Genomic DNA, 13,342 nt, shown 5'->3' on the forward strand with positions numbered 1-13,342 from the left:
GTCTTTTATAGTTCACGACTTATGCAAATTCAAACATTACGCATCATCGTAGCCATATTACTTACATTGGTTATTATGTTGTATTTTTATACCAATCGAGAAAAAGATTATTACAGTAAGAGTGCAGAACCTGCTGTTGCCAGGATATTGACTGAAATCTCTGGCTGGGAAAAGCAAGTGCTTCTGACTCATCTGGCACCAGAGGCAAAGCAAGCGGTGAGTGACGAACAACTGGATAAACTGATGAATTTGTATCGCGGATTCGGCCGGTTCCGGTCTATTCAGGAGCTTAATTTTTCGCATACTGCCAGTGCATTCTCAATTGTGGGTGAGAAGCGCATCAATTACTCAGGCATTGCAAACTTTGATGCAGGTCCTGTTAATATGAATATCACCCTGTTAGAACGAGGCGGATTTTTTCTTGTTTATAACTTTACATTAGCAAAAGCTACACAGGAATAGGGTAATTAATAGACCGGTATAATTCGTGCTATTATGCCTTGAACTATATTTGGGATATTATAGTCTTATTTGTCGTTAGAATAGTCTTGTATTAATTTTATAGTGGAGGCATTTAATAATGAATCAAAATTACTCAACAGTTGCTCAAAGATCGTCGTCAGCTATTACGACGAATAAAGTATTACGCAACACATATATGCTTTTATCATTGACATTATTGTTCAGCGGTCTTACTGCTGCACTATCAATGTTTATGAATATGCCGCCTATGACTTACATGATCTCTGTAATTGGCGGTATGGTGATTGCCATGTTTGTTCTGCCTCGTTTTGCTAATTCCACAGCCGGTATTGGGATTGTTTTTCTGATTACGGGTATGCTGGGATTTGGATTGGGGCCAATACTGAGTATGTATGCTTCACTGCCTAATGGTGGAAATATCATTACATTGTCGCTAGGGGGCACAGGGGTCATATTTATGGGATTGTCAGCATATGCGTTGGCTACTCGAAAAGATTTCAGTTTTCTGGGCGGCTTCTTGATGGTAGGTTTTCTTTTGGTGCTATTGGCAGCACTGGCAAATATATTCCTGCAAATACCGGCCATGTCACTAATGATATCAGCTGTAGTTATCATGATTATGAGCGGCTTTATCTTGTATGACACAAGTCGTATCATTCACGGTGGCGAAACTAATTATGTGCTGGCGACAATTGGTTTGTACATGACAATCTTCAATATCTTCATTAGCTTACTACAAATATTGGGTATCATGGGCAATGACGATTAGTACTTATTCCTGACGATTTGAATGAATAAAACACCCCGGTAAATCCGGGGTTTTTTTTGGACAAAATAGATTTATAGAAAAAAGCATTCAGGAAGAGGGCAATATGGACTGGATGGAAATTGTTTCTGCTTTGGCGTTGGTAACGTTCATTATTATTCTGATCCCAGTAACACGGGATATGGTGAAGAATAGCTCAAAGGGCACATCGGCAGATTGGATGGGGTTTGTTATACCCATCGTTGTTGTTGTTTTATTTATTATGCTTTTAGTGAAATTGGTATGATGAAAATTTGCAGCACTTGTACAAGTTCAAGAAAAAAATGTTTATGAGCAAGCTCAAAAACAAATAAAATTTCAATTAATTAAGTCTGATATTCAATGGGTTTAAGGAATTGTAAAAAGTCGTTTTGTAGAAACAAGTCTTGAGTGTATTTGCAAATTATGAATGAGTGCGCCGGTAAAATTCCAGTGATAGATTCAGCTTGAAGTTGATATTTTATAGGCAATTCCGATGAGAATATCTGTGTACTCGGAAGAATTTAGAAAGAAAATATTGCCTTTCAGCAATGCTCTTTAGGCGCGCTAAAGAAGAATACCATTTTAAAAGCAGGGGAATATTGCTATAAAAATCATGATTTTTCCTTGTTAGGGCAGCGGTGGCATGCTAGAATTTCCATTCGATTAATTAGCATGTAGAAGAATCTATTACTAAGAAAATCTAAGTTGCGGATAATAAGGAAATTCGGCCAAGGAAATGTAATTATCGTCAATCATGGTGTGGTATTAACAAAACAGGATTTTGGCGTATGACTTCCGTTAGCTGGCTGAACAGGATAAGCGTTCAGGTTTGTAGCGTTCGTAGTCGTACCTGAAATCTGTAAAATTAGTAATCATGTGGGGGGAAATATGAGAAGTAAATTAGTAGCAGCCCTAGCGGGGGTATTCACTCTCGCTTTGTACTCAAGTATGGCAGTAGGGTCTAAATATAATTTTCCAGAGCCGCAAAGTATCATCGCGAGAGAAACATATGATATGCATATTTGGATTATGTGGATATGTTTGGTTATTTTTATTGGTGTGTTTGGCGTCATGTTTTACTCTATACTCAAACACCGTAAATCTCTGGGATACAAAGCAGCAAACTTTCATCACAGTACTACAGTAGAGGTTATCTGGACTGTAATACCTTGTATTATTCTTGTGGTTATGGCGTTGCCTGCGACTAAGACAGTTATTGCGATGAAAGATACTTCAAGTCCTGATATGACCATCAAAGCCACGGGCTATCAATGGATGTGGGGTTATGACTATCTCCAAGGTGAGGGAGAGGGGATTAGTTTTTATAGCAAATTGTCGACACCAAGAGCTCAGTATGAAAATAAAGCACCTAAGGGCGAAAATTATTTGCTAGAAGTAGATAATCGTGTCGTTGTGCCGGTGGGTAAAAAAGTACGGGTGATTATCACAGCAAATGATGTGCTTCATGCATGGTGGGTGCCAGCATTGGGCATTAAACAAGATGCTATTCCAGGTTTTATTCGTGACACATGGTTCACCGCAGATGCGCCGGGAATTTATCGTGGGCAGTGTGCCGAATTGTGTGGTAAGGATCATGGGTTTATGCCTATTGTAGTAGAAGTGATGAATGCAGATGATTATTCTAAATGGGTAGCTGCACAGTTAAGTGCTTCTGCAGTTAAGACATCAATGCATATAGAAAATAAGTAAAAGGAGATAACTATGGCAGCAGTACACGGTGACGTACATGGTCACGAACATGATGATCATCATCCCAGTGGGATAATGCGCTGGGTTAAAACGACCAATCATAAAGATATTGGTACGATGTATCTTTGGTTTAGTTTTACTATGTTTATGGTGGGTGGTTTTTTGGCGATGGGAATTCGTGCAGAGCTATATCAGCCCGGCATACAAATTTTACAGCCAGAACTATTTAATCAGTTTACTACGTTACACGGGCTGATAATGGTGTTCGGTGCCATCATGCCGGCTTTTGTGGGTTTTGCAAACTGGCAAGTACCAATGATGATTGGTGCGCCAGATATGGCTTTTGCAAGGATGAACAACTGGAGTTTTTGGTTGTTGCCAGTAGCAGCAACATTGCTGGTTGGCTCATTTTTTGTACCAGGTGGTGCAGCAGCAGGTGGTTGGACATTTTACCCGCCACTTTCCACACAAGGTGGTCTGGGCGTGGATCTAATGATTTTTTCAGTTCATATTTTAGGTGCTTCCTCAATTATGGGCTCAATTAATATCATCACGACCATTTTAAATATGCGCGCACCAGGTATGACAATGATGAAGATGCCAATGTTTGTATGGACATGGCTGATTACTGCTTACTTGCTGGTTCTGGTGATGCCGGTTCTGGCTGGTGTCGTAACTATGCTACTGACAGATCGTCATTTTGGCACAAGTTTCTTTAATGCGGCCGGTGGTGGGGATCCAGTTCTATTTCAGCATATTTTCTGGTTCTTTGGGCACCCAGAAGTATATATCATGATTTTGCCAGCTTTTGGTATTGTTTCTGAAATCATTCCAACATTTTCAAGAAAACCATTATTTGGTTACTCATCAATGGTTTATGCAACCGCATCCATTGCGATTTTATCTTGCATAGTCTGGGCGCATCACATGTTCACAGCAGGGATGCCAACAGTTGGACAATTGTTTTTTATGTATGCAACGATGCTGATCGCAGTTCCGACGGGAGTGAAAGTATTTAACTGGACCGCAACAATGTGGCGTGGTTCGATGACTTTCGAAACACCAATGTTATTCGCAATAGGATTCATATTTCTATTTGTGATTGGTGGTTTTAGCGGTGTGATTTGTGCAATTGTACCTATTGATATACAAGTACAGGATACATACTATGTAATTGCCCACTTCCATTATGTTCTCGTGTCAGGCGCTTTATTTGCTTTATTTGCTGGCGTATATTATTGGATTCCAAAATGGACCGGCCATATGTACAGTGAAACGCTTGGTAAATGGCATTTCTGGTTATCGATGTTTTTCTTTAACGCGACATTCTTTGTCCAGCATTTCTTGGGATTAGCTGGCATGCCGCGTAGAATTCCTGATTACAACTTGCAATTTGCAGATTTCAATATGATTTCTAGCCTTGGCGCATTTGGATTTGGACTGACGCAGCTTCTTTTCCTCTACCTCGTGATTGATTGTATACGTAATGGAGAAAAAGCGCCGCAGTCGCCATGGGACGGTGCGACAACACTGGAATGGACGCATTTGCCATCACCGGCTCCATACCATAGTTTTGAAACACCGCCGGTTGTTAAGTAAAAGACAGTCGAGAAAAGCGTATGTCACAAGAAACAGAATTAAAGCGTAAAAAGCTTAGAACGGGGTTGTTTCTGTTGTTTACGGTGGTAGCACTTTATTTAACGGTTATTTACAAACAATATGGTAACTAACTTATCGAAAGCTAATGTAGTAATGTTGAAAAAGTTACTTGTTTTCACATTGATTATGTTTGTTTTTGGATATGCTCTTGTGCCATTTTATGAGAAGTTCTGTGAAGTAACTGGAATTAATAATCTGCTAAAACCGGACGTGCTGGTTAAAGAGAACTGGGTAGACGAAGAGCGCTGGATTACAGTTGAATTTGATGCCAATACAAGAGGACTGCCTTGGCAATTTAAACCTCTGCAAACCAGCGCTCGTATTCATCCTGGTGAAGCGATCAGTGTGATGTATGAAATTACAAATGACTCAGATCGTGAAATAAACGGGCAAGCAATACCCAGTTACAGTCCGCGTTTTCTAGATAAACATTTGAAGAAATTTGAATGTTTCTGTTTTACGAAACAAGTGCTTAAGCCATACGAAACTAGACAAATGCCAGTGCAATTCGTAATTGAACCAGGGTTGCCACCAGAGATAAATACGGTGACTATTTCATATACCTTCTTTGAATTACCCGGTAGATGAATTGTGGCTTAAAAATGAGGCAGTACAATTGAATAAGATTACTGAGAAACAAAACAGTGTGAGTGTTTGGCAGATAGCTAAAGCTGTCGCGGCTGCATTTATGGGAATCCGTAGAAAGAGTGATCTTGAGAATGATGCTGCAACATTAAAGCCAGTTCATGTTGTCATAGGTGGGATCGTTGGTGGATTACTTTTTGTAATTGCTGTGCTGTTATTAGTTCAATTGGTTGTTAGTTAGAAATTAAATAAATCATAAGTAGGAGGAGATAAGAATGAGTCAAGAATCCGGACACTATTATGTCCCAGCTCCATCGGCATATCCAATAATAGGATCGACCGCGCTGTTATTTTTAGGATCAGGAGCAGCCCTGACCATGAACAAGATGGAACTTGGATATGGTCTATTAGCAGTAGGTTTTTCCATACTGATCTATATGTTATTTGGTTGGTTTGGAACTGTTGCAAGGGAAAGTGAGAGTGGAAAATTTAATCAGCAAGTTGATCGTTCATTCCGTTGGGGAATGAGCTGGTTTATTTTGACTGAAGTAATGTTTTTCTGCGCATTTTTTGGTGCACTGTTTTACATGCGTAACCTCTCTATCCCCTGGCTAGAAGCAGAAAGTTCCGTGTTAGGAAATAGCTTCTGGTCTACGTATAGTGGTGCATGGCCGACTGCAGGACCTGGCATACATGAACAATTTACTCCAATGGGCGCGTGGGGCTTACCAGCATTCAATACACTGTTGCTTTTATTGTCTGGGGTAACAGTCACCTTGGCACACCATGCACTGAGAGAGAATAGACGTGACGGTCTTAAAAATTGGTTGCTTGCAACCATATTCTTAGGTGCTTTATTCATTGGCTGCCAAGCATATGAATATATGCATGCATACAGCGACTTAAATCTTAAGCTAACAACAGGCGCTTACGGTTCAACCTTTTTCATGTTGACAGGTTTTCATGGATTCCATGTAACTGTAGGTGCAATTATGCTGACTGTTATCTACTTTCGTAGCTTAGCCGGGCACTTTACACCTGAGCATCACTTTGGTTTTGAAGGCGTGGCTTGGTACTGGCACTTTGTTGACGTAGTATGGTTAGGACTGTTTATTTTCGTTTACCTGATGTAAAGAAACAGGCGGTAGTGAGGATTCCAGCTTTTACACACTGTTAGTTAAAATTTAACTAGAAGAAACATCTCTAGTAACGTGTAAGAGTCTGGAATTTTTTATTTATGCATTCAAAAGATAAAAAACCGGCCTGGTATTTCTTCTAAATCTGACTAAAAATATAGGACGAACATTTCCTGAAAATAACAGTCAATCGTGTATCAAAATTTATACAGACAGAAAATGATTGTATTGGGATACCGCTTTGAACCAAAGTTCTGGATGGTTTTAATTACCGCAGTATCGGTACTGCTTTTCATCGAATTGGGTAAGTGGCAGTTATCTCGTGCAGACGAAAAAGAAGCACGGCATGAGCTTCTTGAACAATACGCAAAGCAACCCCCAGTGGCATTGCCAAATACTTTAGTCAGGCTTGAAGATTTTCAGTATCGAGATGTTGAAGTGCAAGGTGAGTTTATTTCGGAACATACAATATTTCTAGATAATAAAACCCACCAGGGACACGCGGGCTATCACGTAATTACTCCTTTAAGAGTTTTGAATAGTACATTACTTGTTGCAATCAACAGAGGTTGGGTCGCGACAGGGTATGATAGATCAGTATTGCCGCATGTCAATGAGATTAATGGTGTCGTTAAAGTAACTGGGTTAGTAGTAGCACCAGAATTGAGAACATTCAAGTTGTCCGAAATGGTAACAGCAGGCAAGGTTTGGAATGACTTTAATCTGCTGCGCTATCAGGAGGTAATAGGACAAGAAATTCAACCCATGATGGTATTACAAAAGAATAATGTAGAGGATGGGCTGATACGTGATTGGGATAGGCCAGACTCAGGTGCTGCCAAAAATTTAGGTTATGCAGTTCAATGGTTTTTATTAGCAACTACAGCAATAATTATTTTCTTAGTATTGAATGTTAAACGAACAAGTACAAAAGTCTAATAGGCGTAAATTATTATTACTTCTGGCACTAATGTGTGCACCGGTTGTGATCTCTTATGCCTTATATTTTCTAGACTATAAACCAGAAAGTAAACACTATGGTGATTTAATACCGATCGTTAAGGTGACAGGAAAAGCAACGAACCAGGTTGATAATACAATCCTTCGCATGAAGGATTTGCATGGAAAATGGGTATTAGTGACAATAGATTCCGGGCATTGCGACGAAGCTTGTCAGCAAAAACTATATTTTATGCGGCAAGTACGATTAGTGCAGGGAAAACAAAAACATCGTATTGAGCGGCTTTGGCTAATTAATGATGATGTCATTCCGGATGCAGAATTAGTTAAAGAATACGAAGGTACATTCTTTGCTAAAGCACAGGATAGCGAGATTCTTGGTTTTATTGAAACCAAAGAAATTCAAACAAAACACATCTATTTGATTGATCCAATGGGTAACTTAATGATGCGTTTTCCAGAAAACGTAGATGGGACAAAAATGGGTCATGACATAAAGAGATTGCTACATGTTTCGCAATTAGAACATTAAGATTTTGTTGTATTCCAGCAGACAGGATTCGCTTGAATCAAAAATAAAAATATTCAATGAAAATGGATAAAGGAGATCAAAGACATGTCTACTAGTATGACTTGGCATGAAACAGCAACGCGTATTAATCAGTTTTATCGCTTAACGAAGCCGCGTGTTGTCTCGTTGATTGTTTTTACCGCGGTTATCGGTATGTTTCTCGCAGTACCTGGGGCAGTACCTTTAGATATTCTAATATTCGGTACGATAGGTATTGCGCTGGTAGCAGGAGCTGCTGCCGCATTAAATTGCCTGGTAGAACAAAAGATGGATGCCGTGATGGCGCGAACGAAAGGAAGGCCCCTCCCGCAAGGTAAAGTGAGTGTTCCAGAAACTCTGTTCTTTCTGTTGATTGTTGGCGGTTTGGGTCTTTTCATTCTGTATTACTGGATTAATGCGCTGACTATGTGGCTGACACTGGGCACTTTTGTAGGCTATGCCATTATTTATACCGTGATTCTGAAACCGTTAACGCCGCAGAATATCGTAATTGGCGGCGCCTCAGGCGCTATGCCGCCTGTGTTGGGCTGGGCAGCAGTTACGGGTGACGTTACGGCGGATGCGTTGCTATTATTTTTGATTATCTTTGCCTGGACACCTCCCCATTTTTGGGCGCTTGCGCTGTACAGAAAAAACGAATATGCATCAATTGGTATGCCTATGCTTCCTGTGACACATGGCGATCAATTCACAAAATTGCATGTGTTGTTGTATACAATCATTCTGTGTATTGTGACTACTCTGCCTTATATAACTCAAATGAGTGGACTGATTTATTTGGCAAGTTCAATTGTGTTAAATGGAATTTTTATGTACTACGCAGTAGAGATTTACAGAAACTATAGTGACCAATTGGCACGAGAAGCATTCCGCTATTCGATACTTTATTTAGCGCTGCTATTCGTAGCACTACTAGTAGATCACTACTTCTTTTTTTAGAAATTAAGTTTAAGTATTGAAAATATTGCGCTTGAAATATGTGATTGCCACATATTTCAAGCGCTAATTATATACAGTTATTAGATTGGCTAAGTTTTAGGAAATAATTTTCCAGGATTAAGGATATTGTTAGGATCGAACAGATGTTTGATGCTTTTCATTAAATCAAGAGTTGTATGGTCTATCTCCTTCGTTACAAAAGCACGTTTTTCACTACCAACACCATGTTCTCCTGATAATGTACCTCGAAGCTGGATAACCAAGTCAAATATTTCATCCAAACAACGTTCTGCTCGTGTAACTTCTTCCGGATCATCAGGGTTTATCAACAAATTGACATGAATATTGCCGTTCCCGGCGTGACCAAAATTTACGTTGTGCAAGTGATATTGCGTACTTAGTTGTGTCAACCCGTGTAGAAATTGGGGCAGGGTATTAACCGGTACTACAACATCTTCATTAATTTTCTTGGGTGCGATTTCACGTAATAAAGGGGATAAAGCCTTACGGGCTTTCCACAATGCTGCGGTATCGTCCACCTGGTTGGCATGAATCAATCCACCAGTTCTGCATGCCGCAAGAATTCCGGATACTGCATCAAGAATGTCATTCTTGGAACCATCGACTTCAATCATCAGCATGGCGATAGTGTTCACCGGCAGCATGTCAGGATAGCGGCCACGTATCAAGTTTAGCGAGCCGGAATCCAGAAATTCAAGAGCGCTTGGCAGTTGAGGTAGCGACATAATATTAACGATAGCTTCTGCGCAACTTGAAAGATCGTTAAAGTGCGCTGTAATGCCAGCGATGGCACTGGGTAAAGCAGTCAGTTTAAGTGTTGCCTCGGTAATCACAGCGAGAGTTCCTTCTGAACCAATCAAAAGACGAGTAAGGTCATAGCCGACTACACCTTTAGTGGTGTAACAGCCGGTAGTAATAAAGTCTCCCGCACCGGTCACGGCTTTTAAACCCAAAACATGTTCACGTGTCGTGCCATACTTAACCGCATGAGGGCCACCTGCACTGGTGGCAATATTTCCACCTATGGTAGAGAACATGGCGCTGGAAGGGTCGGGTGGCCAGAAAAAACCATATGGCTTGGCGGCATCTTGCACAAATTGATTCAGCACGCCAGGTTCCACCACAATAACTCGATTCGCAGGATCAACAGAAATGATATTGAGCATGCGCTCCATCGATAAAGCAATGCCGCCAAATTCTGGCAAGCTACCACCCGCCGTGCCGGTGCCGCGCCCGCGAGGAGTCAATGGAACCTGATATTGATTACATAACGCCACGATGTGTTGTACTTCCTCGCCGGTTAGCGGAAATAAGACGGCATCAGGCGGAAATATTTTGCGACTGTTATCATAAGCATAAGAATAGCAATCTACCGGATCGGTATAAAAGCGATCGGGAGGAAATGCCCCCTGCAAATCAGCTATCAAATTAGCTGGTAACATGAATTTAATTCAGATATTCGAATACTTTTACGACTTTCTTCACACCAGAAGTAGAGCTGGCAATTTGTGCAGCGTTATCGGCTTCTTGTCGGGTAACCACACCGAGCAGATACACTACTTCATTCTCCGTTACAATCTTGACATGATTGATTTGAAATTTACGTTCGGTTAAGAAACGTGTCTTGACCTTGGAAGTAATCAATGTGTCATTGCTGCGGGAAGCTAGAGAAGTATTTCCGGCAACAGCGATTTCATTGAAGATTTTACGCACATTATCAACACCCATAATCAGTTTCTCAATATCCGCTTTGATGGTTTCTGTCGGTGCTTCTCCCGTTAACAAAACCATGCGATTATAACTGGTGATATTGATGTGTACCATATCACCAAATTGTTGATAAATACGCCGTGCACCTTTTAATTCAATTCCTTCATCTTCAATGAACATGCCGCTGGTTCTGCGATCCTCGGAGATGTAAGCCCCAGTACCTGCTGCTGTTCCAACTGCAAACATCGGTACACAACCAAGTAACAAAGGGAGGAATAAAAAAAGTGTCAGCCAAGTTTGATTGATATATTTCATTTAATTTACTCCACAGAATTCAAAATTTCATGCCCGATAATACAGTAAAATAACCGAATCACGAATAATCTATAGCCTAAAACACAGCATTACAAAGTGGCTTAACAGGCAATATGAGCATAGAAGAATACCAACATACATTAACCGAGCAAATACAAAGCGCGGGTAAAGGTGATACTTCTTCCACCGTGCTGGGTGTGGCAGTGGGAGAAGATCGCTATTTGATCCCAATGACTGAAGTCAGTGAAGTCGTACAAATACCCAAATTAGCGCACGTTCCGTTAACGCAGCCCTGGTTTCTTGGTTTGGCCAATGTGCGCGGGAATCTCTATGGAATTACAGATTTGGGCGTTTATTTGGGCGGAAGTCCAACGCAATTCAACCTGAAATCAAGAATATTACTCGCTTCCCCAGGGAATAAGATGTTCGGCGGTTTCATAGTCAATAGTATGCTAGGCATCAGAAATATATCTGACTTTACCCCGGTTAAATCGGCCAAAAAGAAACTGCCCAAGGGTATTATCGCAAATTATAAGGATACAGAAGGGCGGCTATGGCGAGAATTAAGCCTGCATGAATTGATTCGTGATGAGAAATTTTTGCAGATCGCGCGTGAATGAAATGCTGTCGGAACCAACTGCGGGTACATTTTTATTACAAATTATTTGATAAGTGATTGAGAGAATCATGTCGACTTCCTACGCTGTAGCAAAAGACAAAGCCAAAATTCTGTCCGAAGCGTTGCCTTATATTCAACGTTTTCATGGCAAAACCATCGTGATTAAATATGGCGGGAATGCCATGGTGAAAGAAAATCTCAAACATGGATTTGCGCGCGATGTGGTGCTGCTAAAACTGGTGGGTATGAATCCGGTGGTGGTTCATGGCGGCGGCCCGCAGATCGATGACATGCTCAAGCGTGTAGGTAAGCAAGGCGAATTTATCCAAGGCATGCGCGTCACCGATGCGGAAACCATGGATTTGGTTGAAATGGTATTAGGCGGATCAGTCAACAAAGACATCGTGAGTCTAATCAATCGCCACGGTGGCAAAGCCGTCGGTCTGACGGGCAAGGATGGCGCGTTTATCCGCGCTAAGAAGATGCTCATGGCAGATCGCGAGACAGCAGGAAAATGGATCAATATCGGTCAGGTTGGCGAAATCGAATCGATTGACCCGTCTTTGATTGCGCTGCTCGATACGCAGGATTTTATTCCGGTCATTGCACCCATCGGTGTAGGTTCCGAAGGTGAATCGTATAATATCAATGCGGATCTGGTCGCCGGGAAGCTGGCTGAAATTCTCAAGGCGGAAAAACTGATTTTATTATCCAACATCCCCGGTGTGCTGGATAAAGAGGGCAATTTACTGACCGGATTGACCGCGCAGAAAGTGGATGAATTATTTGCCGATGGCACCATTTCTGGCGGTATGCTACCCAAAATCGGTTCCGCTCTGGATGCCGTCAAGAAGGGTGTCAAATCCTGTCATATCATTGATGGACGGGTAGAGCATGCACTGCTGCTGGAAATATTGACCGATCAAGGTGTGGGGACTTTGATTAAGGAAAACTAGAAAAATCTTTGACTGACTGTCATTTCAAGCACCGCGAGACATCCTCAAAGATTCCTCATTGCGCTCGGAATGACCAATGTCAGTTATTCAGGATTTCTATAGGTGCAAGAGAGCTTTGGAATGCTACCAGCGCTTCCCCAAAGCCGTCAGAATACCGCGTAGAATCTGCACTTCCTCTTTTTCCAGTCGCGCCCGTGCAAACAAACGGCGGATGCGCTGCATCAACAGTTTGGGTTTTTGCGGATCAAGAAAATCGCAGGCGATCATCGCCTGCTCAAGATGCGCATAAAATAACTCCAGATCATTAAAACTAACTGGTGATCCAATCGGGGATGCAGGTTCTTCGTTTTCTATCAGCGCCATGCGCAGTTCGTAAGCCATCACTTGCACAGCGCTCGCTAAGTTCAGTGAACTGAATTCCGGGTTGGCAGGAATATGAATAATGATCTGACACTTATTCACTTCCGCGGTGGTCAGGCCGGAGGTTTCTGCGCCAAACAGCAATGCGACCGGCTGTTGCCGCGCATAACGCAATAATTCCCGTGCACCCTGGCGAGCATCGAACACATCATGCGAAAGGTCGCGTGGCCGCGCCGTCATTGCTGCAACCATCACGGTATTTTCCAAAGCCTCATCCAATTCGGTGCAAACCTTAATTTTATCCAGAATATCGCGCGCGCTTACAGCACGGGCATCCGCCTCCCGATCCGGGAAAAGCCGGGGATTGATCAGATACAGCACGCTCAATCCCATCGTTTTCATCGCCCGCGCAGCCGCACCGATATTGCCGGGGTGGCTGGTATGGCTGAGAACGATGCGAACATTATCAAGCGGGCAAGGAGCATTCATAGGAAATAGGGTTGTTGTCAGAAAAGAAATGATTGTTGAATT

The 13,342-nt window shown here is 41.8% G+C and carries 16 protein-coding genes; 13 read left to right on the forward strand and 3 right to left on the reverse strand.

Annotated features, from left to right (window positions below; translation table 11 throughout):
* Positions 1–21: 21 nt before the first annotated feature.
* The 11 genes from NIT79A3_RS01870 (at position 22) to cyoE (ending at position 8,830) form a co-directional block, all read left to right on the forward strand.
* Positions 22–462 (forward strand): hypothetical protein, encoded by a 441-nt coding sequence (locus tag NIT79A3_RS01870; RefSeq protein ID WP_013964568.1) that lies wholly within the window; start codon positions 22–24, stop codon positions 460–462.
* A 118-nt stretch (positions 463–580) separates the two neighbouring features.
* The gene (locus NIT79A3_RS01875) at positions 581–1,252 is read left to right on the forward strand and encodes a Bax inhibitor-1/YccA family protein (RefSeq protein WP_013964569.1); all 672 of its coding nucleotides are present in this window, start codon (positions 581–583) and stop codon (positions 1,250–1,252) included.
* Between the two features lie 103 nt (positions 1,253–1,355).
* Positions 1,356–1,535: a hypothetical protein gene (locus NIT79A3_RS01880; RefSeq protein WP_013964570.1), complete on the forward strand. Its 180-nt coding sequence runs from the start codon at positions 1,356–1,358 to the stop codon at positions 1,533–1,535.
* A gap of 623 nt (positions 1,536–2,158) precedes the next feature.
* Positions 2,159–2,980 (forward strand): cytochrome c oxidase subunit II, encoded by an 822-nt coding sequence (gene coxB / locus NIT79A3_RS01885; protein ID WP_013964571.1) that lies wholly within the window; start codon positions 2,159–2,161, stop codon positions 2,978–2,980.
* Between the two features lie 12 nt (positions 2,981–2,992).
* On the forward strand, positions 2,993–4,579 hold the full coding sequence (gene ctaD, locus NIT79A3_RS01890) for a cytochrome c oxidase subunit I (RefSeq protein ID WP_013964572.1): 1,587 nt from the start codon (positions 2,993–2,995) through the stop codon (positions 4,577–4,579).
* Between the two features lie 153 nt (positions 4,580–4,732).
* Positions 4,733–5,227 carry a cytochrome c oxidase assembly protein gene (locus tag NIT79A3_RS01895; RefSeq protein ID WP_348225688.1) on the forward strand — a complete coding sequence of 165 codons (495 nt, stop codon included), beginning with the start codon at positions 4,733–4,735 and terminating at the stop codon, positions 5,225–5,227.
* A 28-nt stretch (positions 5,228–5,255) separates the two neighbouring features.
* On the forward strand, positions 5,256–5,465 hold the full coding sequence (locus tag NIT79A3_RS01900) for a DUF2970 domain-containing protein (RefSeq protein ID WP_049785399.1): 210 nt from the start codon (positions 5,256–5,258) through the stop codon (positions 5,463–5,465).
* Between the two features lie 34 nt (positions 5,466–5,499).
* Positions 5,500–6,357, forward strand: coding sequence for a cytochrome c oxidase subunit 3 (locus NIT79A3_RS01905; RefSeq protein WP_013964576.1), 858 nt, complete (start codon positions 5,500–5,502; stop codon positions 6,355–6,357).
* Between the two features lie 195 nt (positions 6,358–6,552).
* Positions 6,553–7,299 (forward strand): SURF1 family protein, encoded by a 747-nt coding sequence (locus NIT79A3_RS01910; RefSeq protein ID WP_348225689.1) that lies wholly within the window; start codon positions 6,553–6,555, stop codon positions 7,297–7,299.
* The gene (locus NIT79A3_RS01915; protein WP_013964578.1) at positions 7,271–7,852 is read left to right on the forward strand and encodes a membrane protein; all 582 of its coding nucleotides are present in this window, start codon (positions 7,271–7,273) and stop codon (positions 7,850–7,852) included. Before NIT79A3_RS01910 ends, NIT79A3_RS01915 begins: the two co-directional genes overlap by 29 nt.
* 84 nt (positions 7,853–7,936) lie before the next feature.
* Complete coding sequence (gene cyoE, locus NIT79A3_RS01920) at positions 7,937–8,830, forward strand: heme o synthase (RefSeq protein ID WP_013964579.1); 894 nt, start codon at positions 7,937–7,939, stop codon at positions 8,828–8,830.
* Between the two features lie 89 nt (positions 8,831–8,919).
* Here the strand turns inward: cyoE and NIT79A3_RS01925 are convergent, their stop codons facing one another.
* Both NIT79A3_RS01925 and NIT79A3_RS01930 read right to left on the reverse strand, forming a co-directional pair.
* Entirely contained in the window at positions 8,920–10,293 is a 1,374-nt protein-coding gene (locus tag NIT79A3_RS01925; protein ID WP_013964580.1) for an FAD-linked oxidase C-terminal domain-containing protein, read from the reverse strand.
* Positions 10,294–10,297: 4 nt separating this feature from the next.
* Entirely contained in the window at positions 10,298–10,876 is a 579-nt protein-coding gene (locus NIT79A3_RS01930) for a BON domain-containing protein (protein ID WP_013964581.1), read from the reverse strand.
* Positions 10,877–10,989: 113 nt separating this feature from the next.
* Between NIT79A3_RS01930 and NIT79A3_RS01935 the strand changes: the two genes are divergently transcribed.
* Complete coding sequence (locus NIT79A3_RS01935) at positions 10,990–11,496, forward strand: chemotaxis protein CheW (RefSeq protein WP_013964582.1); 507 nt, start codon at positions 10,990–10,992, stop codon at positions 11,494–11,496.
* A gap of 67 nt (positions 11,497–11,563) precedes the next feature.
* Complete coding sequence (gene argB, locus NIT79A3_RS01940; RefSeq protein WP_013964583.1) at positions 11,564–12,451, forward strand: acetylglutamate kinase; 888 nt, start codon at positions 11,564–11,566, stop codon at positions 12,449–12,451.
* Between the two features lie 123 nt (positions 12,452–12,574).
* Here the strand turns inward: argB and NIT79A3_RS01945 are convergent, their stop codons facing one another.
* The gene (locus NIT79A3_RS01945) at positions 12,575–13,300 is read right to left on the reverse strand and encodes an RNA methyltransferase (RefSeq protein WP_013964584.1); all 726 of its coding nucleotides are present in this window, start codon (positions 13,298–13,300) and stop codon (positions 12,575–12,577) included.
* Positions 13,301–13,342 lie beyond the last annotated feature (42 nt).

Origin of the sequence: Nitrosomonas sp. Is79A3, assembly GCF_000219585.1 — a bacterium.
Classification (GTDB): domain Bacteria; phylum Pseudomonadota; class Gammaproteobacteria; order Burkholderiales; family Nitrosomonadaceae; genus Nitrosomonas.

Coding starts and splice junctions, on each gene's coding strand:
- NIT79A3_RS01870 (WP_013964568.1), top strand. CDS start 22: ATGCAAATTCAAACATTACGCATCATCGTAGCCATATTACTTACATTG.
- NIT79A3_RS01875 (WP_013964569.1), top strand. CDS start 581: ATGAATCAAAATTACTCAACAGTTGCTCAAAGATCGTCGTCAGCTATT.
- NIT79A3_RS01880 (WP_013964570.1), top strand. CDS start 1,356: ATGGACTGGATGGAAATTGTTTCTGCTTTGGCGTTGGTAACGTTCATT.
- coxB (WP_013964571.1), top strand. CDS start 2,159: ATGAGAAGTAAATTAGTAGCAGCCCTAGCGGGGGTATTCACTCTCGCT.
- ctaD (WP_013964572.1), top strand. CDS start 2,993: ATGGCAGCAGTACACGGTGACGTACATGGTCACGAACATGATGATCAT.
- NIT79A3_RS01895 (WP_348225688.1), top strand. CDS start 4,733: ATGTTGAAAAAGTTACTTGTTTTCACATTGATTATGTTTGTTTTTGGA.
- NIT79A3_RS01905 (WP_013964576.1), top strand. CDS start 5,500: ATGAGTCAAGAATCCGGACACTATTATGTCCCAGCTCCATCGGCATAT.
- NIT79A3_RS01915 (WP_013964578.1), top strand. CDS start 7,271: ATGTTAAACGAACAAGTACAAAAGTCTAATAGGCGTAAATTATTATTA.
- cyoE (WP_013964579.1), top strand. CDS start 7,937: ATGTCTACTAGTATGACTTGGCATGAAACAGCAACGCGTATTAATCAG.
- NIT79A3_RS01925 (WP_013964580.1), bottom strand. CDS start 10,293: ATGTTACCAGCTAATTTGATAGCTGATTTGCAGGGGGCATTTCCTCCC.
- NIT79A3_RS01930 (WP_013964581.1), bottom strand. CDS start 10,876: ATGAAATATATCAATCAAACTTGGCTGACACTTTTTTTATTCCTCCCT.
- NIT79A3_RS01935 (WP_013964582.1), top strand. CDS start 10,990: ATGAGCATAGAAGAATACCAACATACATTAACCGAGCAAATACAAAGC.
- argB (WP_013964583.1), top strand. CDS start 11,564: ATGTCGACTTCCTACGCTGTAGCAAAAGACAAAGCCAAAATTCTGTCC.
- NIT79A3_RS01945 (WP_013964584.1), bottom strand. CDS start 13,300: ATGAATGCTCCTTGCCCGCTTGATAATGTTCGCATCGTTCTCAGCCAT.